This is a genomic window from Micromonospora sp. NPDC085948 (assembly GCF_040686315.1).
In the GTDB taxonomy this organism is placed as follows: domain Bacteria; phylum Actinomycetota; class Actinomycetes; order Mycobacteriales; family Micromonosporaceae; genus Micromonospora.
In genome coordinates this window covers 221,666-241,819 of the sequence record NZ_JBFBJW010000003.1, presented here as the reverse complement: position 1 = coordinate 241,819, position 20,154 = coordinate 221,666, and the positions used below count along the sequence as shown (strand labels likewise).

Here is a 20,154-nt window from a genome sequence, read left to right as displayed (position 1 = left end):
AGGCGTGAGGGGACCGGTGGTGGTGCTCGGCGACACCCTGCTCGACCGGGACGTGGAGGGGGTGGTGAACCGGCTCTGCCCGGACTCCCCGGTGCCGGTCCTGGACGAGACCGCCGCCAGCGACCGACCCGGTGGCGCCGGTCTGGCGGCGGTGTTCGCCGCCGCGCAGGGTGCCGAGGTGGTGCTGGTGACCGCGCTCGCCGACGACGCCGGCGGCGCCCGACTGAGCGCGCTGCTCGCCGCCGCCGGCGTGCAGGTGTACCCGCTGGCCCTGTCCGGTGCGACGCCGGAGAAGATCCGGCTGCGGGCTCGGGGTCGGGTGCTGCTGCGCCACGACCGGGGCGGGGCGTCCGGGGAGCCGGGGCAGCCCTCCGACGAGGTGCTTCGGGTGATCGCCGGAGCGTCGGCGGTGCTGGTCAGCGACTACGGCCGGGGGGTGGCCCGGCAGCCGGCGCTGCGTGCCGCGTTGTCCGCCACCCGCGCGCCGGTGGTGTGGGACCCGCACCCGCGCGGTCCGGCGGCTGTCCCCGGCGTCCATCTGGCCACCCCGAACGAGTCGGAGGTGCGCGAGCTGGTCCCCGCGCTGCCCGGCGCCTCCCGGCTGGCCACCGCGTCGCGGGGCGCGCAGGGCCTGCGGCGACGCTGGCGGGCCGGTGCGGTCGCGGTGACGCTGGGTGGGGACGGCGCGCTGCTCTGCCATGCCGGGTCGACACCGTTGGTGGTGCCGACCCCGGGCAGCGCCGAGGGGGACACGTGCGGGGCGGGCGACCGGTTCGCGGCCGCCGCCAGCCTCGCGTTGGCCCAGGGCGCGCTGGTCTCCGAGGCGGTGCAGGCGGCGGTCGCGGAGGCGTCCGCGTACGTGGCCGGTGGGGGAGTGGCGGCGGCCCTGCCACCGCCGGTGCGTCCCACGCCGACGAGCGTCGCCGGTCCGGGCGGCGACCGGGTGGGCGTCGCGGCGGTCGCCACGCTGCTCGGTGAGGTACGCGCCGCGGGCGGCACGGTGGTGGCCACCGGCGGTTGCTTCGACCTGCTGCACGCCGGGCACGTGGCCACCCTGCAGGCGGCCCGGCAACTCGGTGACTGCCTGATCGTGTGCGTGAACTCGGACGACAGCGTGGCCGGGTTGAAGGGACCGGACCGGCCGGTGATGTCCGAGGGTGACCGCAGTCGGCTGCTGGCCGCGCTGAGCTGCGTCGACGCGGTCCTCATCTTCGACGAGCCGACCCCGGACGCGGCGCTGTCCTGGGTCCGACCGGACATCTGGGTCAAGGGTGGCGACTACGCCACCGGCGGCGGCGACGCCGCCGCCACCCTGCCGGAGGCGGAGGTTTTGCGCCGATGGGGTGGGAACACGGTGGTGGTGCCCTACCTCGACGGCCGCTCCACCACCGACCTGATCGTTCGCTCCGGCGGGGAGCGCACCCGATGACCGCCACGCGGCCCGGCGCCGGACCGACAGTCCTGGTCACCGGCGGCGCGAGCGGGCTCGGCGCGGCGGTGGTCGCCGCGGTGGCCGCCTCCGGTGGCCGGCCCATCGTGCTGGACCGGCAACCGCCGGCCGACGGGGTGTCCTGGACGGAGTGCGACCTGGCCGACACCCGGGCTGCCGAGGTGGCCACCCAACACCTCGCCGAGCAGGCCGGCGGCCTGGACGCGGTGGTCACGGCCGCCGGCACGGACGTGCCCGGTCGGCTCGCCGACGTGCCGGGGGAGACCTGGGACCGGATCATCGCCGTGGACCTGCTCGCCACCGCGGCGGTGATCCGGGCCGCCCTGCCGTTCCTGCTGACGTCGCGGGGCCGCATCGTCACGGTCGCCTCCACGCTGGGCGTCAAGGCGGTCAGCGACGCCACCGCGTACTGCGCGGCGAAGTTCGGAGTGGTGGGGTTCACCCGCGCCCTCGCCGCCGAGCTGGCCGGTCAGGTCGGCGTCACGCTGCTCATTCCGGGCGGGATGCGCACGTCGTTCTTCGACGAGCGCGACCCGCAGTACAAGCCGGGGCCGGACGCGATCCTCAACGACCCCGCCGACACGGCCGCGGCGATCATGTTCGCGCTCAACCAGCCGCCCGGCTGCGCCGTGCGGGAGCTCGTGGTCTGCGCCGAGCAGGAGACCTCGTACCCGTGATCCTCGTGCTGCGCGCGCTGGGCGTCGGCGACCTGCTCACCGCGGTGCCCGCGCTGCGGGCGCTGCGGGCCGCGTACCCCGGTCCGGAGTTGGCGCTCGCCGCGCCCGCCTGGCTGTCCCCGCTCGTCGACCTGGTCGGCGGCGTCGACCGGCTGGTGGACACCACCGGGCTGGGGCGGCCCCTGCGGACCGGCGCGGCGGTGTCGGTCGCGGTGAACCTGCACGGCCGGGGTCCGGGGTCGCACCGGTTGCTGGCGGCCACCCGGCCGGATCGGCTGCTGGCCTTCGCCAACGCCGAGGCCGGCTGCGGCGACGGCCCGCCGTGGTCCGTCGACGAGCACGAGGTGGACAGGTGGTGCCGGCTGCTGTCCTGGTACGACATTCCGGCCGACGGCACCGACCTCGGTCTGCGTCGGCCCGGGGCGACCGGGTTGCCCACCGGTGTCACGGTGCTGCATCCCGGCAGCAAGGTCCCCGCCAAACGGTGGCCCGCCGAGCGGTTCGCCGCGCTGGCCCGGGCGCTCACCGACCAGGGGCACCGGGTCCTGCTCACCGGCTCGGCCGACGAGCGGGCGCTGGTCGCACAGGTGGCCGACGCGGCCGGCCTGTCGTCCGACGCCGTGCTGGCCGGGCGGACCGACCTCGGCGCGCTCGCCGCGTTGGTGGCCAACGCCCGGGTGGTGGTCAGCGGGGACACCGGGGTGGCCCACCTGGCCACCGGGTTCGGCACCCCGTCGGTCGTCCTCTTCGGGCCGGTGCCGCCGGCGCACTGGGGGCCGCCGGTGGACCGACCCCGGCACCGGGTGCTCTGGGCCGGCGCGAGAGATTGGCCGAGGTGGGACGGGGTAGGAAGCCACCCGACGATGGCGGCCCTGCGCCTCGACGAGGTGCTGGCCGCCGTGGCTGAGGTGGCGAAGGTGGTGCGGGTCTCCGGTGCGGTTGCGGCGTAGCGACCCGGGGCGACCGGGGTACGGGCGGCGTCGGCGCGGTCGGGGCTGGCTCTTCGTGGACCCGACCGGTGATCCGGTCCGGGATCCGGAGGTGCTGGCCCGGCTGCGGGAGCTGGTCATCCCCCCGGCCTGGCAGAGCGTCTGGATCGCGCCGCACGCGAACGGCCACATCCAGGCGATCGGGATCGACGCGGCCGGGCGCAAGCAGTACGTCTACCACCCGCAGTGGCGGGAGCAGCAGGACGAGGCGAAGTTCGACCGGATGCTGGAGGTGGCCCGGCGCCTGCCGGTGTTGCGGGAGCGGGTGGGCCGTGACCTGGACGGCCGTGGGCTGGGCCGGGACCGGGTGCTGGCCACTGTCGCCCGACTGTTGGACATGGGCATGTTCCGGGTCGGCAGCGACCAGTACGCGGCCGGCGACGACCCGACGTACGGGGTGTCCACGCTGCGCCCCGAGCACGCCCGGACCCGGCGCGGCTGCGTGGTCCTGGTGTTTCCCGCGAAGGGTGGCATCGAGCAGGTACGCCGGATCGAGGACCCGGAGCTGTGTCAGGTGTTGGCCAATCTGCGCCGCCGCCGGCGACGGGCGGATCGGTTGTTCGGCTACTGGGACGGCCGGGAGTGGCGCGACGTGCGCAGCGACGAGGTCAACGGCTACCTGCGGGACGCCAGCGGCGGGGAGATGACCGCCAAGGACTTCCGCACCTGGCACGCCACCGTGCTCGCCGCCACCGAGTTGGCCACCGCCGGCCCGGCCCGCTCGGTGACGGCCCGGCGCAGGGCGGTGGTCGCCGTGATGCGGGAGGTGGCCGAGCTGCTGGGCAACACCGCGACGGTGGCTCGCGCGTCGTATGTGGACCCGCGGGTGGTCGACCTGTACCACGACGGGGTGGTGGCGTCGGTGGACCCGCGGGCACCCCGTGCGGAGGCCGAGCGGGTGGTCCTGGAGTTGCTGGAGAAAGCCTGACCGGCCCCGTCGGCGATTCTGGGGGATGCGCACGACGGGGCCGGAGCCTCGGCATCACCGGGTGCCACCGGGCGGCCGCCCGCCGCTCGCGCGGCGGGCGCCTCGCCACGGCCCCCGTTGGCGGCCCACCTGGCGATGGCCGGCCGCCCTGGTGTCAGTCTGCCGGCAGCGAGTTGACCATGGATGCCTGGCGGTTGAGAATCCGCGCCAAATCCGAGCCACCGTCGCGGTGTTCCTGCGGGGTGGTGCCGTACGCGGCGCGGAACGCCCGGCTGAAGTGGGCCTTGTCGGGAAACCCCCACCGCGCCGCGACGGCCTGCACGGGCAGGCCGCGCAGGGCCGGGTCGGTCAGGTCGCGCCGACAGCGGGCCAGCCGCAGATCCCGGATGTACGACGCCACCGTGGCGTCCTCGGCCTCGAACAACCGGTGCAGGGACCGCACCGAGATGTGGTGGGCGTCGGCGACGACCTGTGGGCCGAGCGTCGCGTCGCCGAGGTGGCGGTGGATGTACGACTGCACCTGGGTGAGCAGCGCCCGACGGCGGACCTCGGTGGGCACGGCGTCCTCGGTGACGAGGTGCCGGCCGAGCATCGTGGTGGCCAGGTCGAGCCCCACCGCGCCGAGCCGGCTGGCGTCGGCCGCGTGGTACTGCTCGGGGTGCCCGGTCACCTGGAGCAGGAACTGCGCCAGCAGCGCCCCGATGCCCTCACTGCCGGACATCCGGCCGCCGTAGAGGGCGGCCATCCGCTGCGGTGGCAGCGGCAGCGCGGCGTGCGGGATCAGCGTGATGATCGAAGTGGCCTGGTCCTGCTCCGGCTCGGTGGCGTGGTGACAGACGTCGTGCGGCCGCGACCCGTCGTAGAAGGTGAACTCGCCGGCCAGGATCTCGCTGCGGCGCCCGTCCTGGCTGGACGCGCCGACGCCCCCGGTGGTGAGGGCGAGGATGTACAGCTCCGGGTCGGACCGCTGGACCAGCTTCCGGGTCCGGGTGGCGTCCAGGGACGGGTACTCGTACTGCACCAGCTCGATCGGGCCGAGCGCGGTGAAGTCGGCGCGAGCGGCGAAGTCGCCGCTGTGCGCGGACCGGATGCGCAGCGGTGCCGAGGTGCGCGCCACCAGGTCCAGCCACATGCCGAACCGTTCGCCCGGTGGCAGGACGGTGGTGTCGATGGTGTCTCTCGGTAGCATCGCAATCCCTCAGCCCGCTCGACGCTGGATCAGCGCCTCGACGCCGTCGAGGATCCGGTCCAGGCCGAAGGTGAACTCGTCGTCGGGATCGTCGTCCTGGTTGAGCACGCCGGCGGCCAGCACGCGGTGCAGGGCCGGGAAGCGGGCCGGGTCGATGAGCCGGGCCACCAGTCGGCCGTACGCCGGCATCATCTCGCTCGGTTCGACGCCTGTGGCCCGGCTGCCCTCGGCGACCTGCGAGGTGAGGGTGGCCTCGTTGCGGACGTACCCGGTGAGCAACAGGAGCACCGACATCTTCTCGCTCTCGGCGAGCGTGGAGCCGTCCAGGCAGCGCAGCCCGTCCTCCATCCAGCCGAGCTGCTGGGGGGTGATCGGCGGGCCGGTGATGGGCACGTGCAGCAGCCAGGACCGTTGCCGCAGGGCGTCGTGTTCGGCCCAGGCCCAGCGGGTCAGCCCGGCGCGCCAGTCGGTGCCCGGTGGGGGTGGGCCGGGCGACGGGCCGTACCCGACGTCCACCATGAGCATCAGCAGCTCGTCCTTCGAGCCGACGTAGCGGTAGAGGGCCATGGTGGCGGCGCCCAGTTCCTTGGCCACCCGGCTCATCGAGACGGCGGCCAGCCCGTCGGCGTCGGCCACCCGGACGGCGGCGTCCACGATGGCGGGCACGCTCATGCCCGGCCGCGGGCCCTTGGGTGGGCGGTCCCGCAGCCCCCACGCGTTCTCGATAGCCGGTGGGAGCACCGGCTCGTTGTCGTCTGTCGTCGCCGCCACATTTTCCTCCTTGCCCGGCCATCCTAGTTCTGCGTATGGTCTACGCATAACAGCGTACGTCATACGCAGAGAGGAAATTGATCATGACGACGACGACGACCACACCTGCACCACGGGCGGGCCGACGCGAGTGGATCGGGCTCACGGTGTTGATGTTGCCGCTGCTGCTGGTCTCGATGGACGTGTCGGTGCTCTACTTCGCCGTCCCGTTCATCAGCGCGGAGTTGCGTCCGACCGCCACCCAGCAGCTCTGGATCTTCGACATCTACGGCTTCGTGCTGGCCGGGCTGCTCATCACCATGGGCGCCCTCGGTGACCGGATCGGCCGACGCCGGCTCCTGCTCATCGGGGCCACCGCGTTCGGAGCGGCGTCGCTGCTGGCCGCGTACGCCGACAGCACCGCGACGCTGATCGCCGCGCGCGCCGTGCTCGGCGTCGGTGGGGCCACCCTGATGCCCTCGACGCTCGCCCTGGTGCGCAACATGTTCCCCGACGCCAAGCAGCGCGGCACCGCCATCGGCATCTGGACCGCCACCCTCACCGGCGGCATCGCGATCGGCCCGGTGCTCAGCGGCATCCTGCTGGAGCACTTCTGGTGGGGCTCGATCTTCCTGATCAACATCCCGGCGATGCTGCTGCTGCTCCTGCTCGCCCCGCCGTTGGTGCCCGAGTTCCGCAACCCCGCGACCGGGCGGTTCGACCTGGTCAGCGCGGCCCTGTCGCTCGGTGCCCTGCTGCCGGTGATCTACGGCATCAAGGAGATGGCCCGCGAAGGCGTCAGCCCGGTTCGGGTGCTCGCCATCGTCGGCGGCCTGCTGGTGGGCGCGCTGTTCCTGCACCGGCAGCGGACCCGGGCGTACCCGATGGTCGATCTCGCGTTGTTCCGCCGTCGCGGCTTCGCCGGATCGCTCGCGGTCAACCTGCTGGCGATGTTCGCCATCGTCGGCTTCGCCATCTTCACCACCCAGCACCTCCAACTGGTGCTCGGCCTGAGCCCGCTGCGGGCGGCACTGTGGAGCCTGGTGCCGTCCCTCGCCGTGGGTGGGGTCGCGCCGGCCGCCGCCGCGCTCGCCCAGCGCGTCGAGCGCGCCTACCTGATCGGCGCGGGGTTCGCGATCGCCGTGCTCGGCTTCGTGGTGCTGACCCGGGTCACACCGGACTCGGCGCTGTGGGTGCTGCTGGTCGGCGCGAGCATCTACGCGGGCGGCCTGGTGATGGTCATGTCACTCGTCACCGAGGTGGTCCTCGGCGCGGCACCGCCCGAGCAGGCGGGTGTCGCGTCGGCGCTCACCGAGTCCAGCAGCGAACTGGGCGGCGCGCTGGGCATGGCGATCCTCGGCAGCGTGGGAGCGGCGGTCTACCACCGCGAGATCGTCGGCGGCCTGCCGGCCGGACTGCCCGCCGAGGCCGGCGTCGCGGCCGAGGAGACCCTGGCCGGTGCGCTCGCGGTCGCCCAGGGACTGCCGGCGGACCTGGCCGACGCGGTGCGGCACGCCGCCGGAGTCGCGTTCACCGACGGGATGCACCTGGCCGCGATCGCCGCGATGGTGGCGATGCTGCTGGGCGCGGCGGCCGCGCTGACCACGCTGCGCGGCGTCCGACCGGCCGACCCCACGGCGCTCGCCGCCGAGCCGGCCGGTCCCGCCGATGTCTCGTTGTCGTCGGTCAGTCGGTGAGCACGTGCGCGAGCCGGTCGCGGAAACGCCGCTCGGAGTCGCTGACCGACTCGCCGCCGATGCCCAGCAGCCCACCGCTGGACGCGGCACCCACCACCTGCTCGGCGATCTTCACGAGCCAGTGCTTGTACGCGCCGGCCTCACCCTCGTCGACGCGGCCGGCCAGCAGAGCGGCGGCCTGGCCGGCCCGCACCAGCACGTCGTCGATGTACGCCCCCGGGTCGGCGGGCGCGATGGCCGGCAATTCCTCACCGGTGTCCGGGTCACCGACCCGGGTGACGATCTCGCCGGCCACGGCGGCGACCAGCGGGCTGGCCGACTCCCGGCCGGCGGCGATGGTCTCCAGTCCGGCCGCGTTCTCCGCCATGGTCCGGCGGGTGCCGTCGGACTCGGCGGCGCTCGCCGCGGTCAGCACCGACTGGGGAAGGCCGACCAGCAGCCCCCACTCGCCGTCGGAGAAACCGAACCCGGTGTACGCCGGCTGCTCGATCACGGCCACGCCCCTTCCGCCCTGCTCTACTTGATCAATCGGTGCTCTGTCTGGTGGATCCACCGGGCGCGCGGCGGCGCCCGGGTCAGGCTAGTCCAGGGTCAGCAGGCCCTGTTCGGACACCACGCGCACCGACAACGTCTTGTAACCGACCTCGTCGAAGAGAACAGTCATCTTGTCCTCCTCGTAGGAGAGCACCATGCCGCTTCCCCACTCCGGGTGACGCACGTGGCTGTGCACCGGGAACGGCCCGACCGCGCCCTGGTCGGCGACGCTGGTGCCGGCGTGGCAGTTGTCGCAGTGCCCGCAGACCTCGGTCATCTGCTCACCGAAGTAGGCGAGCAGGGTCTGCATCCGACACGCGTTGGTCTCGGCGAAGGCCCGCATCATGTCGGTGCGGGACCGGGTCACCGTCTGCTGGCGCTCCGCCTCGGCCACCGCCGCCGCGGCGGCCTCGGTCGCGGCGGGGGAGTAGCGCGGGGCGCCGATGCGCTGCCGGGCCCGCGGCTCGGCCGCGCCGATCTGCTCCAGCAGGGAGAGGTACTGGCCCAGCTTGCGCGGCCCGAGGCCGGTGGTCTCGCGCAGCTCGGTCTTGGTGGCCGGCTTCTTGCGCAGCAGTGCGGCCAGGTCCCGCAGCTCGTCCGCGTCCGGCAGGCCGCCACTGAAGAAGCGTTGCAGGCCGACGTCCTCGGCCCGCCAGAGCAGCAGCACCCGGGCCGGCTGCCCGTCGCGGCCGGCCCGGCCGATCTCCTGGAAGTAGCTGTCCGGCGAGTCGGGCAGTGCCATGTGCACCACCCAGGCGATGTTCGGCTTGTCGATGCCCATGCCGAACGCCGAGGTCGCCACCATGATGGGGACCTGGTCGGCGAGGAACGCCTCGTGCAGCTCGGCGCGCGCGCCGGCCGGCATCCCACCGTGGTAGAACTGCGCCGGGAAGTCGGCGTCGGTCAACCGGGTGGCCAGTTCCTCGGCGGCGCGGCGGGTCGGCACGTAGATGATTCCCGGCCGCCCCTCGTCGCGCAGCAGCGTCATCAGGCGCCGCCACCGGTAGTCCTCGGCGGGGCAGTGTGCCACCTCGATGAACAGGTTGGGCCGGTCCAGCCCGGAGACCACCACCTCCGGGTCGCGCAGCCGCAGCCGGGCGATGATGTCGTCGCGTACCGGCGGGGACGCGGTGGCGGTCAGCGCGACCACCGGCGGCCGGCCGATGCCGTCGATCAGGTGCCCGAGCGCCAGGTAGTCGGGCCGGAAGTCGTGCCCCCAGGCCGAGATGCAGTGCGCCTCGTCGATCGCCACCAGCGCCGGTTTCAGCGCGGCGACCTCCGCCATCCGGTCCGGGTTGCTCAGCTGCTCCGGCGTGATGAACAGGAACTCCGCCCGGCCCTCGCGGACCTCGGTGATCGCCTGGGCCTGTTGGCTGGGCGACTCGTTCGAGCTGATCCGCACCGCCCGCAGCTCCGGACGTTGCCGCTCGTTGAGCGAGGCGATCTGGTCCTGCTGGAGGGCCAGCAGCGGGGAGATCACCACGGTGGGGCCGGGGATCAGGCTGGCCGGGATCTGGTAGATGGCCGACTTGCCGGCGCCGGTGGGCAACACCACCAGGGCGTCGCGTCGCTTCATGACCGCGCGCATGGCGGCCAGTTGGTTGGGCCGCAGCGCCTTCCAGCCGAAAAGGCTGCGGGCCGCGCGGCGCAACGTCATCGAGTGCGTGGACAGTTTCATCGAGGGCCGGAGGTACCCGAGCCCATGACCGCCGAAACGCATCCCGGACGATCATGGGCTCGTCTGATCCCGGGCTCAGCGCAGCCGGGGCAGCACCTCGCGCTGGTAGAGGTCGAAAAGGCCCTGGTAGTGCGGGCCGGTGTTGGCGACGTAGATCTCGTCGAAGCCGGCCTTGGCGTACTTGTCGATCATCTCCAGGTGCGCGTCGACGCTGTTGCCGCAGACGAACGCCTCCTTGACCATCTCCGGCTTGACCAGCTCGGCGGCCTGCTCGAAGTGTCGCGGCGAGGGCAGCACCTGGGACAACTCGCCCGGCACCCCGGCGTTGGGCCAGCGCTCGTACGCGATGCGGACGCCCTCGTCCTCGCTGTCGGCGTACGCCGCCTTGAACCCGGCCTGGCACGGCTTGTCGCCGCCGCCGTTCTCGCGGAAGCGCCGGACCATGTCGCCGTCGGGCATGGTGCTCACGTAGCCGTCGCCGATCCGGGCGGCCAGGTCGATGGCCTTCGGTCCGAAGCCGGAGACGTAGATCGACGGTGGGGTGTCGGGCAGCGTGTAGATCCGGGCGTTCTCCACGGTGTAGTGCGTGCCGCGGTGGTTGACGAAGCCGCCGTCCCACAGCTTGCGCAGCACCTCGACGGCCTCCTCCAGCATCTCCAGCCGGACGTCGGCCTGCGGCCAGGCGTCGCCGAAGATGTGCTCGTTGAGGGCCTCGCCGGTGCCGACGCCGAGCACGAAACGCCCGCCGTGCAGCACCGCGCTGGTCGCCGCCGCCTGGGCGATCACGGCCGGGTGGATCCGTACCGTCGGGCAGGTCACGGCGGTGGTCACCGGCAGGGAACAGACCTGGCTGAGCGCGCCGATCATCGACCAGACGAACGGGCTCTGGCCCTGCGCGTCCACCCAGGGGTGGTAGTGGTCGGAGATCCACAGCGCCTCGAAGCCGGCGCGTTCGGCACCGCGCGCCTGCTCCAGCAGCTCGGCCGGCGTGAACTCCTCACTGGACAGAAAATATCCGATCTTCATGGCTCTCCCCTTCGGCGCGTACCTGCTGATGGGGAAGCCGTACCCCGGTCGTGGTCGGCCACACCCGACGCGCCGGGCCGGGCGCGCGGTGCGGGGCGCTCAGCGCCGGCCGAACATCGCCCGGATCGCGGCGAGCAGCAGCAGGGCGCCGACCACCAGGCCGAGCAGGCGTACGCCGGGGATGTCGGCCGGGCTCGTCGCGTCGGCCAGCAGGGCGGGGTCCATCCCCGCACTCTCCCCGGGAGCGGGCCGCCGGGCAACTGTAAGGTTTATTGACTATTGAATCGCTCAGTGTGACCATGGCAGGACCGCCTGCCGGTGGCGGTGCGCCGAGGGCGCGCGAGAGATGGGGTACGGGGGCCGCATGAGCGAGCGCAACCAGTGGGCCGACGGGGGCGTACCGACGCCGGTGATCGACGCCGAGCGCCAGGAGGGGGTGGCGTGACCACTCCCACCGGGCACCTCCCGGCCCTCGCCGCCGCCGTCCTCCAGCCCGGGTTCGTGGGCATCACCCCGCCACCCTGGGTGTGCCGCTGGCTCGGCGAGGGCCTCGGCTCGGTGGTGCTCTTCGCCCGCAACGTCGTCGACCCCGAGCAGGTGGCGACGCTCACCGCGACGCTGCGCGCCGAGCGTCCGGACGTCATCGTGGCGATCGACGAGGAGGCCGGCGACGTCACCCGGCTGGAGTCGGTCCAGGGCAGCTCCCGGCCCGGCAACTTCGCCCTCGGAGTGGTCGACGACCCCGAGTTGACCGAGGCGGTCGCCCGGGACCTCGGCGTCGAGCTGGCCGCGGCGGGGGTCACCCTCAACTACGCCCCGGACGCCGACGTCAACTCCAACCCGGCGAACCCGGTGATCGGCGTCCGCTCGTTCGGCGCCGACCCGGCGTTGGTCGCGCGGCACACCGCCGCCTGGGTTCGCGGGCTCCAGGCCGGCGGGGTGGCGGCCTGCGCGAAGCACTTCCCCGGGCACGGCGACACCCGCGTCGACTCCCACCACGACCTGCCCCGGATCACCGCCGACCGGGAGCGGCTGGACACCTGCGAGTTGGTCCCGTTCCGGGCCGCCGTCGCGGCCGGGGTGCAGGCGGTGATGACCGGCCATCTGCTGGTGCCCGCGCTCGACCCGCGGCTGCCGGCCACCCTGAGTCAGCGCATCCTGGGCGGGCTGCTCCGCGACGAGATGGGCTTCTCCGGGGTGGTGGTGACCGACGCGGTGGAGATGCGCGCGGTCGCCGACCGGTATGGCTTCGCCGGGGCGACGGTCCGCGCCCTCGCCGCCGGGGCCGACGCGATCTGCGTCGGCGGCGAACGGTCCGACGAGCAGGCGGCCCGCGAACTGCGCGACGCCATCGTGGCCGCGGTCGTCTCCGGTGAGCTGCCCGAGGAACGCCTGGCCGAGGCGGCCAAGCGCGTCGGCCAACTCGCCGCCTGGACGATGGCCGCCCGCACCACCGGCCTGGCCGGAGCACGCGACGCCGCCGACGTCGGGCTCGTCGCCGCCCGTCGGGCCGTCCGGATCACCGCCACCGGGACCGCGCCGGACGCGCTGCCGTTGACCCGCGCGGCGCACGTCGTCGAGTTCGAGCCGATGCGCAACATCGCCATCGGCGCGGAGACCCCGTGGGGCATCGGCGCACCGCTGGGCGAGCTGCTGCCCGGCACGAGCACGGTCCGCTACGCCGAACCCGACGTGCCGGCCGACCCGGCTGCCGGGGCGGGGACCCGCCCGCTGGTCCTGGTGGTCCGTGATCTGCACCGGCACGAGTGGATGCGATCCGCCGTGCAACGCGCCCTCGCCGCCCGGCCGGACGCGGTCGTGGTCGAGCTGGGCGTGCCCGAGGTGGTCACCGGGGCGGTGCACCTGGCCACCCACGGCGCCACCCGGGCCAGTGGCCGGGCCGCCGCCGAGGTGTTGACCGGAGCCCGCTGAGCCGACCGGCCCGCCTACGGCAGGTCGGCGACCAGGTCGGCGTACTCGGGGTGCTTGTCGATGAACGCGGCCATGAACGGGCACTGCGGCACCACCGTGCCGCCTCGGGCGCGGACCTGGTCCAGGGTGCCCCGGATCAACGCGCCGCCCACGCCCCTGCCCTGGAAGCCCCGGTCCACCTCGGTGTGCGTGAAGACCAGGACCTCCCCGCGCATCAGGTACGCGGTGAAGCCGGCCAGCGCGTCGTCGACCAGGATCTCGAAGCGGTGCTTCGCCGGGTTGTCCTCGACCAGGGTGCTCATCCGGCCATTCTCCCCGCGCCGGCGGCCACCGCGTCCAGTTCGCCGAGCAACAGGTCCACCTCGTCGGCGGTGTTGTAGTGGTAGATGCTGGCCCGCACCGCGCCGCCGCTGTCGCGCAGGCCCATCAGCTGGAAGTACTCGTAGGCGTAGTAGTCGCCGACGGAGAGGCAGAACCCGGCGGCGCCCAGCGCCTCCTGGGTGGCCGCCGGTGACACCCCGGCGACGCGGAACGACACCGTCGGGCAGCGCCGGGCCGGCGAGCCGTAGACGGTGATCGCCGGGCGTTGCGCCAGCCCGGCGAGCAGCCGGTCCAGCAGCGCCTCCTCGTGCGCCTGGGCGGCGGCCAGCCCGGCGCGCAGCCGCGCCCGCCGGTCGCCGACCGCGTCCGGGTCCAGCCCCGCCAGGTGGTCCACCGCGGCGGTCACGCCGGCCAGCAGCGGGAAGCTGGGGGTGCCGTACTCGAACCGGTCCGGCACCGCGTCGGAGGACGGCACCAGCTTCGCCGGGCGCAGCGCCGCCCACCGGGCCGGGTCGGCCACCATCGCCGCCAGGTGCGGACCGGACCACTTGTACGCGCTGGTGACCAGCACGTCGGCGCCGAGCGAGGCCAGGTCGGTCGGCCCGTGCGGAACCGAGTGCACCCCGTCGACGCAGACCAGCGCGCCGACCGCGTGCGCGATCTTGGCGATCGCCGGCACGTCCGGCACGGTGCCGATGGCGTTGCTGCCGGCGGTCACCGCGACCAGCCGGGTCCGCTCGCCGACCAGGTCGGTGTACTGGGCGGCGGGCAGCTCGCCGGTGTGCCGGTCGACCTCGGCCCAGCGCACGGTCGCGCCGGCCGCCTCGGCCGCCTGCACCCACGGCCGGACGTTCGCGTCGTGGTCGAGCCGGGAGACCACCACCTCGTCACCGGGGCGCCAGGTCGCGCCGAGCGTGCGGGCCAGCGTGTACGTCAGCGCGGTGGCACTCGGGCCGAGCACCACCCCGGCCGGGTCGGCGCCGAGCAGGTCGGCCACCGCCGAGCGGGCCTCGGCCACCAGCTCCAACGACCGGCGACCCGCTACGTTGGCGGCAGTGCGGTTGCCGACCGCCGTCCGCATGGCGTCGGTGACCGCGTCGATCACACCGATCGCGGTCTGGGTGCCCCCGGCACCGTCGAAGTGGACGAAGCCCTCGGTCAGGGCGGGGTACGCGGCCCGGGTACGGGCGATGTCGAACGGCATGTCCCGGACCCTAGCCGGTGCTCCCGCTGCCCCCCTCGGCCGGCGGGTGGATCACCAGGGGGCGGGGCGTCGCGGATGTCTCGTACTCTTGGCGAGGTGACGAACCGACCCGCCACCATGCCCATTCCCCCCGTCCGTCGCGTCGCCGGTCTCTTCGCCGGTCTGGCGCTCGGCCTCGCCGTGCTCGCCGGGTGCAGCTCCCAGGGCGCCTCCACCGACTGCGGACTGGACGCCTGCACGGTCACCTTCGAGCGGGGCGTCGACGCGAGCGCCACCATCTTCGGCATCGAGGCCAAGCTGGTCGGCGCCGAGGGTGACCAGGTGACCGTCGAGGTCGCCGGTGAGCAGCTCACCCTCACCACCGGCCAGCAGGCCGCCGAGGCCGGTGGCTTCGCGGTCACCCTGGACAGCGTGACCGACCAGCAGGTCAAGATTCGCGTGTCGCGCAACCCGGGTAGCTGACCTGGCGGGTGGCGGTGGCCGACGTTTGGGAATCTTCGAAATCGGAGATTGTGACGCCATGTCACTCACCCGTAGCGCCGAAGCCACCGCCTCCCGTACGGCGGACAGCCGGTGGCTGGAAGTCCTCGCCCGGGCCGGCTTCGTCGGCTACGGCATCGTCCACCTCCTCTTCGCCTGGCTGGCGTTGCAGATCGCGTTCGGCACGTCGTCCGACGACGGCGACCAGTCCGGCGCGCTGCGCACCCTCTCCGAACAGCCCCTGGGCAAGTTCCTGGTGATCGCCGTCGCGGTCGGCCTGCTCGCCATGGCGATCTGGCAGGCGCTGGAGGCGGCGGTCGGGCACCGCGCCGAGCGTGGCAAGGAGCGGGTCACCGAGCGACTCGCCTCGGCCGGCCGGACGATCGTCTACCTCTACTTCGCCTGGACCGCCTTCAAGGTCTTCAAGGATGTCGGGTCGAACAGCGCCGACCAGCAGGAGGCGTTGACCGGCAAGTTGATGACCTCCAGCGGCGGCCGTTGGCTGGTCGGCCTGGCCGGGCTGGTGCTCGCCGCGATCGGTGTCGGACTGGTGATCTACGGGGCGGTCAAGCGGTTCGAGAAGCACCTGAAGACCGGCGAGATGAGCGCCAAGACCCGTACGCTGGCCCGTCGGCTGGGCATGGCCGGCTACATCGCCAAGGGCGTCGCGTACGGCATCGCCGGTCTGCTGATCATCGTGGCGGCGGTCAACTACGACCCGGAGAAGGCCCGTGGTCTGGACGCCGCCCTGCACCTGCTGCGCGAGCAGTCGTACGGCGTGTTCCTGCTGACCCTCGTCGCCTTGGGCATCGCCGCCTTCGGCGTCTTCTGCTTCCTCCAGTCCCGGTACCGCAAGGTCTGAGCTGGTCGATATCCGGGTTGTCGGGCACTCTTGGGCTTTTGCCCGGAGTGCCCGACGCCTGGTCGAAGGGAAGCATCCAAGCCGTGCAGAACTATCTCGAAACGGCCGTCGCCGCGCTCGTCGCGGCGGCGGTCGCCCTGTTCCTGGTGGAGATCGTCCACCGACTCACCCGGCGGTTCGGCCGCCGGTCACTGCTGTTGACCGAGTTGACCGATCACTCGCACCGCCCGTTCCAGGTCGCCGGCGTGGTCGTCGCCGTGCAGTTCGCCGTCCGCTTCAGCACCGGGTACGCGGTCGGCGAGAGCTGGCGGCGGCTGCTGCTGCACCTGCTCATCCTCGGCGTCATCGCCACCACGGCGTGGCTCGTCGCCTCCTTGCTGGTCGTCGTGGAGGACACCGCGCTGGCCCGGTTCCGGGTCGACGTACCGGACAATCGGCACGCCCGGCGGGTCCGGACCCAGGTGGTGATGCTGCGCCGGCTGACCATCGCGGTGATCGTCATCCTGACCGTCGGCGTGATGCTGATGACCTTCCCCGCCGTGCGGGGCATCGGCGCCGGTGTGCTGACCTCCGCCGGGGTGGTGGGTGTGGTGGCCGCGCTCGCCGCGCAGAGCCTGCTCGGCAACGTCTTCGCCGGCCTCCAACTCGCCTTCAGCGACGCCGTCCGGCTCGACGACGTGGTCGTCGTCGAGGGGGAGTGGGGTCGGATCGAGGAGTTGACCCTCAGCTACGTCGTGGTGCAGATCTGGGACGACCGCCGGTTGATCCTGCCCACCTCGTACTTCACCAGCAAGCCCTTCCAGAACTGGACCCGTACCGAGGCGGCGGTGCTCGGCACCGCCGAGTTCGACGTCGACTGGGCGGTGCCGGTGCAGACCATGCGCGAGGAACTGCGCCGGCTGGTCGAGGGCACCGACCTGTGGGACGGGCGGGTCTGCGTCCTGCAGGTCACCGACGCCACCGGCGGGATGGTCCGGATGCGGGCTCTGGTCAGCGCCGCCGACGCGGGCAGTCTGTGGGACCTGCGCTGCCTCGTCCGGGAGCACCTGGTCGGCTGGATCCGGGACAACCGCCCGACGGCCATGCCCCGGGTACGCACCGAGCTGGGCGACGCCACCAGCAACCTGCCCTGGCAGTGGGTGCAGCCGAGGCGACCGGCACGCCGCCCGGCCGACACCGAGGCGCCTGACGACGCCCGCGTCTTCGGCGGCAGCGACGACGGCGACGCCCGCAGCGAGGCCTTCGTGGGTCCCGAGGAAGCCCGCACCTGACCGCGAGGTTTGGTCGGGCTTGGGCGGGGGATGTGCTGCCGGACGTCTCTGGCGTGATCGGTTGAGCCGACTCTTCGGCGCGGCGTCCGGACAACGGGAACGGTGGGCCGCTCGTCGCGTTTTAGGATTGACGGGCGGCAACTCCGGGCATACAGCGCGGTGATAGGGAAAGGAGGACAGCATGGCTGACGTGGCGAACGCCCGCACATCCCACAACGGGAGCGAGCCCTCCACCGCCGAGTTGGTGCAGCGGGCCACCGAGCAGATCTCCCGTCTGGTACGGGACGAACTGACGCTGGCCCGGGCGGAGTTGACCCAGAAGGGCAAACACGCGGGCATCGGGATCGGCCTGTTCGGCGGCGGTGGCGCGCTGGCGTTCTTCGGCCTGGGCGCGCTTGTCGCCACGGCGATCCTGCTGCTCGACCTGGTGCTGCCCGCCTGGGCCGCCGCGCTGATCGTGGCGGTGGCCTGCTTCCTGGTGGCCGGCATTCTCGCCCTGGTGGGCAAGAAGCAGGTCAGTCGGGCCGTTCCGCCGATGCCGGCGGCCACGGTCCGCAGCCTCCGGGCCGACGTGGACACCGTCACCGCCGCGGTGAAGGACAGGGGGCGGCAATGACGGGCAACGGGACCGGGGACACGGAGGCCCTCCGCGAGGAGATCCGTCGTACCCGGGTCGAGTTGGGCGAGACGATGGAGGCGTTGGCCGCCAAGGCCGACGTCAAGGCCCGCCTGAAGGAGTCCGCCGAGCAGGCGAAGGAGCGGATGCGCGAGCAGGCGGCGCAGACCGTCGCCCGGGTTCGCGGGCAGGCCGTGCGGGGCGCCGGGATGGCGCGGGCACAGGCCTACGAGAAGGGCGGGTTGGTGCGCGCGCAGGCGTACGACAAGGGCGAGTTGGTACGCCGCAACCCGATGCCGTGGGCGGTCGTCGCCGCGGGTGCGGTGGCCACCGTGGTGGTGTTGATGATCGTGCGGGGGAGGCGTCGGTGAGCAAGAAAATCGGCAGGGTCGCGTACCGGCCGGTCGGCGTGCTGTTGGGTATCGCCGCGGGCACGGTGGCCGGGGCGATCTTCCGGCAGGTCTGGAAGGTCACCGCGGGCGATGGTGAGGCGCCCAACGCCACCGACGAGGATCGCGGCTGGGGCGAGATCCTCGCAGCCGCGGCGTTGCAGGGGGCCATCTTCGCGGTCGTCCGGGCCGCTGTGGACCGGGGCGGTGCGGTCGGCGTCCGCCGGATGACCGGCAGCTGGCCGGACTGACCACCCGGTGACGTCAGCCCTCTTCCCGCATCGATGGGAAGGGGGCTTTCGCATGGCTTCGGACGCCGCCCAGCGCAACTGAGGCATCCGTCAGGTCACATGTCGGAGAAATTCGTCGGAGAGGTCGTGACAGACTTTTTGCCTCCGTGATTTGCTGGTCCACGCTGTTGCGAGATGGCGTGGGTTGAGAGAAGTCTCCTTCGTGGGGCCGCCTCAGACGCCGCTGCTCGAAAACGGCCAAATGGCCGGACGGCGTGCACGGCCACCAGTTTTTAGAAGGAGATACACATGGCTCAGGGAACCGTGAAGTGGTTCAACGCTGACAAGGGCTTCGGCTTCATCACCGTCGATGGTGGGGGTGCTGACGTGTTCGTCCACTTCTCGGCCATCCAGACCAGCGGCTACCGCTCGCTGGAGGAGAACCAGCGGGTGGAGTTCGAGATTGCACAGGGTCAGAAGGGCCCGCAGGCCGAGCAGGTCCGTCCCATCTGAGTGAGCTGGTCGGCTCCGGCCGGCCAGGGGGACGATCCGGTCCGGGTCGTTTGCGAAGCCCCGTATCCCGTCCGGGATACGGGGCTTCGTCCTTGCTGCGGTCGGACGCCAGTGTGGACCGGTGGGTCAGTTCCGGCGGCGTGAGCGCAGGCCGAGCCAGAGCACCACCAGCCCGGCCAACGTCACCAGCGGACCGATCACCGCCCAGATCTTCTCGTCGGTCATGACGCTGCCGCTGACGTAGCCGAGGCCCTGCACCGTCCACACCGCACCGATCACCACGGCCAACAGGCCGAGGGTGAGCGGAAGCCAACCCCTCATCGCATCCCCTCTCCGCCGCCCGGAGCGGCGCGTCGTCCTCCAGCATCGCCGCTCGGACTGCGCGGCGCGAGCCCGGGCGTGCCAGTCACCAGCGGTCGTGCACCTGCGGGCGGATCAGCTCGTCGTAGATCTCGCGGACGGCGGCCAGTTGGCCGTCGGTGAGCGGCGACAGGGCCGCCGTCTGGGCGTTGCGCCGGGCCTGCTCCGCGTCGCGGGCGCCGGGGATGACGACGGTGACGCCCGGCTGGTCCAGCACCCAGCGCAGGGCGAACTGCGCCATCGTGCGGTCCGCGTCGACGAGCGGCGCCAGCCGGCGTACGGCGGCCAGGCCCCGCTCGTAGTCGACCCCGGAGAACGTCTCCCCGACGTCGAAGGCCGCGCCGTGCCGGTTGTAGTTGCGGTGGTCGTCGGCGGGGAACTCGGTGTGCTCGTCGTAGCGGCCGGAGAGCAGGCCGCTGGCCAGCGGCACCCGGGCGATGATGCCCACGCCGGCCGCGGCGGCCGCCGGGAGGACACGCTCCAGGGGCTTGTGGCGGACCGCGTTGAGGATGATCTGCACGCTCGCCACCCCTGGCCGGGCGATCGCGGTGAGGGCCTGGTCGCAGGTCTCGACGCTGACGCCGTACCCGGCGATGGCCTTCTCGGCGACGAGGGTGTCCAGGCCGTCGAAGACCTCGTCGGAGGAGAAGACGGCGGTGGGTGGGCAGTGCAGCTGGACCAGGTCCAGGGTGTCCACGCCCAGGTTGGCTCGGGACCGGTCGGTCCACTGCCGGAAGTTGTCCAGGGTGTACGCCTCCGGCCGCTGCTCGACGCGACGGCCCATCTTGGTGGCGACGGTCAGCCCGGCGTCGGGTCGGGTGCGCAGGAAGCGGCCGATCAGCTGCTCGCTGCGGCCGTCGCCGTACACGTCGGCGGTGTCGAGGAAGGTGACCCCGTCGTCCACGGCGGCGGCGAGCACCGCCATCGCGTCGGCCTCGCTGACGGTGCCCCAGTCTGCGCCGAGTTGCCAGGCGCCCAGGCCGACCGCTCCGACGGTCCGGCCGAGCCGGTTGAAGCTGCGCTGTTCCATACCCCGAGCCTAGTGATCGGGTTGCCGG

23 protein-coding genes are annotated in these 20,154 nt (G+C 73.0%); 13 read left to right on the top strand and 10 right to left on the bottom strand.

Translation table 11 applies throughout. The annotated features are described in order from the left end of the window. Positions 1-4 precede the first annotated feature (4 nt). Genes AB0O48_RS10745 through AB0O48_RS10730 form a run of 4 tightly spaced genes read left to right on the top strand, consistent with a single transcriptional unit; the run spans position 5 to position 4,044 of the window. Complete coding sequence (locus tag AB0O48_RS10745; protein ID WP_357245432.1) at positions 5-1,429, top strand: PfkB family carbohydrate kinase; 1,425 nt, start codon at positions 5-7, stop codon at positions 1,427-1,429. Beyond that, on the top strand, positions 1,426-2,127 hold the full coding sequence (locus AB0O48_RS10740; protein ID WP_357245430.1) for an SDR family oxidoreductase: 702 nt from the start codon (positions 1,426-1,428) through the stop codon (positions 2,125-2,127). Before AB0O48_RS10745 ends, AB0O48_RS10740 begins: the two co-directional genes overlap by 4 nt. Next, positions 2,124-3,077 (top strand): glycosyltransferase family 9 protein, encoded by a 954-nt coding sequence (locus AB0O48_RS10735; protein ID WP_357569902.1) that lies wholly within the window; start codon positions 2,124-2,126, stop codon positions 3,075-3,077. The genes AB0O48_RS10740 and AB0O48_RS10735 overlap by 4 nt, the downstream gene beginning before the upstream one ends. Next, positions 3,061-4,044: a DNA topoisomerase IB gene (locus AB0O48_RS10730; RefSeq protein ID WP_357569901.1), complete on the top strand. Its 984-nt coding sequence runs from the start codon at positions 3,061-3,063 to the stop codon at positions 4,042-4,044. Before AB0O48_RS10735 ends, AB0O48_RS10730 begins: the two co-directional genes overlap by 17 nt. Before the next feature lie 154 nt (positions 4,045-4,198). Here AB0O48_RS10730 and AB0O48_RS10725 read toward each other — a convergent pair whose 3' ends face one another. Both AB0O48_RS10725 and AB0O48_RS10720 read right to left on the bottom strand, forming a co-directional pair. Further along, on the bottom strand, positions 4,199-5,233 hold the full coding sequence (locus AB0O48_RS10725) for a helix-turn-helix domain-containing protein (RefSeq protein WP_357569900.1): 1,035 nt from the start codon (positions 5,231-5,233) through the stop codon (positions 4,199-4,201). Between the two features lie 9 nt (positions 5,234-5,242). Further along, positions 5,243-6,004 carry a TetR/AcrR family transcriptional regulator gene (locus AB0O48_RS10720; protein ID WP_357245423.1) on the bottom strand — a complete coding sequence of 254 codons (762 nt, stop codon included), beginning with the start codon at positions 6,002-6,004 and terminating at the stop codon, positions 5,243-5,245. Positions 6,005-6,087: 83 nt separating this feature from the next. On the opposite strand from AB0O48_RS10720, the gene AB0O48_RS10715 reads away from it, so the two are divergent. Next, the gene (locus tag AB0O48_RS10715; RefSeq protein WP_357569899.1) at positions 6,088-7,680 is read left to right on the top strand and encodes an MFS transporter; all 1,593 of its coding nucleotides are present in this window, start codon (positions 6,088-6,090) and stop codon (positions 7,678-7,680) included. Here AB0O48_RS10715 and AB0O48_RS10710 read toward each other — a convergent pair. From AB0O48_RS10710 to AB0O48_RS10695, 4 genes are all read right to left on the bottom strand, one after another. Further along, positions 7,670-8,173 (bottom strand): hypothetical protein, encoded by a 504-nt coding sequence (locus AB0O48_RS10710; RefSeq protein ID WP_357245419.1) that lies wholly within the window; start codon positions 8,171-8,173, stop codon positions 7,670-7,672. The two genes, AB0O48_RS10715 and AB0O48_RS10710, sit on opposite strands and share 11 nt — an antisense overlap. An 87-nt stretch (positions 8,174-8,260) precedes the next feature. Further along, positions 8,261-9,892, bottom strand: coding sequence for a RecQ family ATP-dependent DNA helicase (locus tag AB0O48_RS10705; RefSeq protein WP_357245417.1), 1,632 nt, complete (start codon positions 9,890-9,892; stop codon positions 8,261-8,263). Positions 9,893-9,967: 75 nt separating this feature from the next. Then, entirely contained in the window at positions 9,968-10,918 is a 951-nt protein-coding gene (locus AB0O48_RS10700; RefSeq protein ID WP_357245415.1) for a TIGR03557 family F420-dependent LLM class oxidoreductase, read from the bottom strand. Between the two features lie 99 nt (positions 10,919-11,017). After that, on the bottom strand, positions 11,018-11,143 hold the full coding sequence (locus AB0O48_RS10695) for a hypothetical protein (RefSeq protein ID WP_255421242.1): 126 nt from the start codon (positions 11,141-11,143) through the stop codon (positions 11,018-11,020). A gap of 216 nt (positions 11,144-11,359) precedes the next feature. On the opposite strand from AB0O48_RS10695, the gene AB0O48_RS10690 reads away from it, so the two are divergent. Further along, positions 11,360-12,850: a glycoside hydrolase family 3 N-terminal domain-containing protein gene (locus AB0O48_RS10690; RefSeq protein ID WP_357569898.1), complete on the top strand. Its 1,491-nt coding sequence runs from the start codon at positions 11,360-11,362 to the stop codon at positions 12,848-12,850. Positions 12,851-12,864: 14 nt separating this feature from the next. Here the strand turns inward: AB0O48_RS10690 and AB0O48_RS10685 are convergent, their stop codons facing one another. Beyond that, entirely contained in the window at positions 12,865-13,152 is a 288-nt protein-coding gene (locus tag AB0O48_RS10685; RefSeq protein WP_357245410.1) for a GNAT family N-acetyltransferase, read from the bottom strand. Continuing rightward, entirely contained in the window at positions 13,149-14,375 is a 1,227-nt protein-coding gene (locus tag AB0O48_RS10680; RefSeq protein ID WP_357245408.1) for a cysteine desulfurase-like protein, read from the bottom strand. Before AB0O48_RS10680 ends, AB0O48_RS10685 begins: the two co-directional genes overlap by 4 nt. 117 nt (positions 14,376-14,492) lie before the next feature. On the opposite strand from AB0O48_RS10680, the gene AB0O48_RS10675 reads away from it, so the two are divergent. The 7 genes from AB0O48_RS10675 to AB0O48_RS10645 all read left to right on the top strand — a co-directional run bounded on the left by AB0O48_RS10675 (position 14,493) and on the right by AB0O48_RS10645 (position 18,736). Continuing rightward, on the top strand, positions 14,493-14,837 hold the full coding sequence (locus AB0O48_RS10675; RefSeq protein WP_357246159.1) for a hypothetical protein: 345 nt from the start codon (positions 14,493-14,495) through the stop codon (positions 14,835-14,837). A gap of 58 nt (positions 14,838-14,895) precedes the next feature. Further along, positions 14,896-15,717, top strand: coding sequence for a DUF1206 domain-containing protein (locus AB0O48_RS10670; protein WP_357245406.1), 822 nt, complete (start codon positions 14,896-14,898; stop codon positions 15,715-15,717). Between the two features lie 83 nt (positions 15,718-15,800). After that, positions 15,801-16,988: a mechanosensitive ion channel domain-containing protein gene (locus tag AB0O48_RS10665; RefSeq protein WP_357245404.1), complete on the top strand. Its 1,188-nt coding sequence runs from the start codon at positions 15,801-15,803 to the stop codon at positions 16,986-16,988. 181 nt (positions 16,989-17,169) lie between these two features. Beyond that, positions 17,170-17,604 carry a phage holin family protein gene (locus AB0O48_RS10660; RefSeq protein WP_357245402.1) on the top strand — a complete coding sequence of 145 codons (435 nt, stop codon included), beginning with the start codon at positions 17,170-17,172 and terminating at the stop codon, positions 17,602-17,604. After that, positions 17,601-17,975: a DUF3618 domain-containing protein gene (locus tag AB0O48_RS10655; RefSeq protein WP_357245400.1), complete on the top strand. Its 375-nt coding sequence runs from the start codon at positions 17,601-17,603 to the stop codon at positions 17,973-17,975. The genes AB0O48_RS10660 and AB0O48_RS10655 overlap by 4 nt, the downstream gene beginning before the upstream one ends. Then, positions 17,972-18,244 carry a DUF4235 domain-containing protein gene (locus AB0O48_RS10650; RefSeq protein ID WP_357202603.1) on the top strand — a complete coding sequence of 91 codons (273 nt, stop codon included), beginning with the start codon at positions 17,972-17,974 and terminating at the stop codon, positions 18,242-18,244. The genes AB0O48_RS10655 and AB0O48_RS10650 overlap by 4 nt, the downstream gene beginning before the upstream one ends. Before the next feature lie 288 nt (positions 18,245-18,532). Further along, positions 18,533-18,736, top strand: coding sequence for a cold-shock protein (locus tag AB0O48_RS10645; protein WP_030338233.1), 204 nt, complete (start codon positions 18,533-18,535; stop codon positions 18,734-18,736). Positions 18,737-18,862: 126 nt separating this feature from the next. Here the strand turns inward: AB0O48_RS10645 and AB0O48_RS10640 are convergent, their stop codons facing one another. Then, positions 18,863-19,057 carry a hypothetical protein gene (locus AB0O48_RS10640; protein ID WP_357569897.1) on the bottom strand — a complete coding sequence of 65 codons (195 nt, stop codon included), beginning with the start codon at positions 19,055-19,057 and terminating at the stop codon, positions 18,863-18,865. 85 nt (positions 19,058-19,142) lie between these two features. Further along, positions 19,143-20,126 (bottom strand): aldo/keto reductase, encoded by a 984-nt coding sequence (locus tag AB0O48_RS10635; RefSeq protein WP_357245396.1) that lies wholly within the window; start codon positions 20,124-20,126, stop codon positions 19,143-19,145. Positions 20,127-20,154 lie beyond the last annotated feature (28 nt).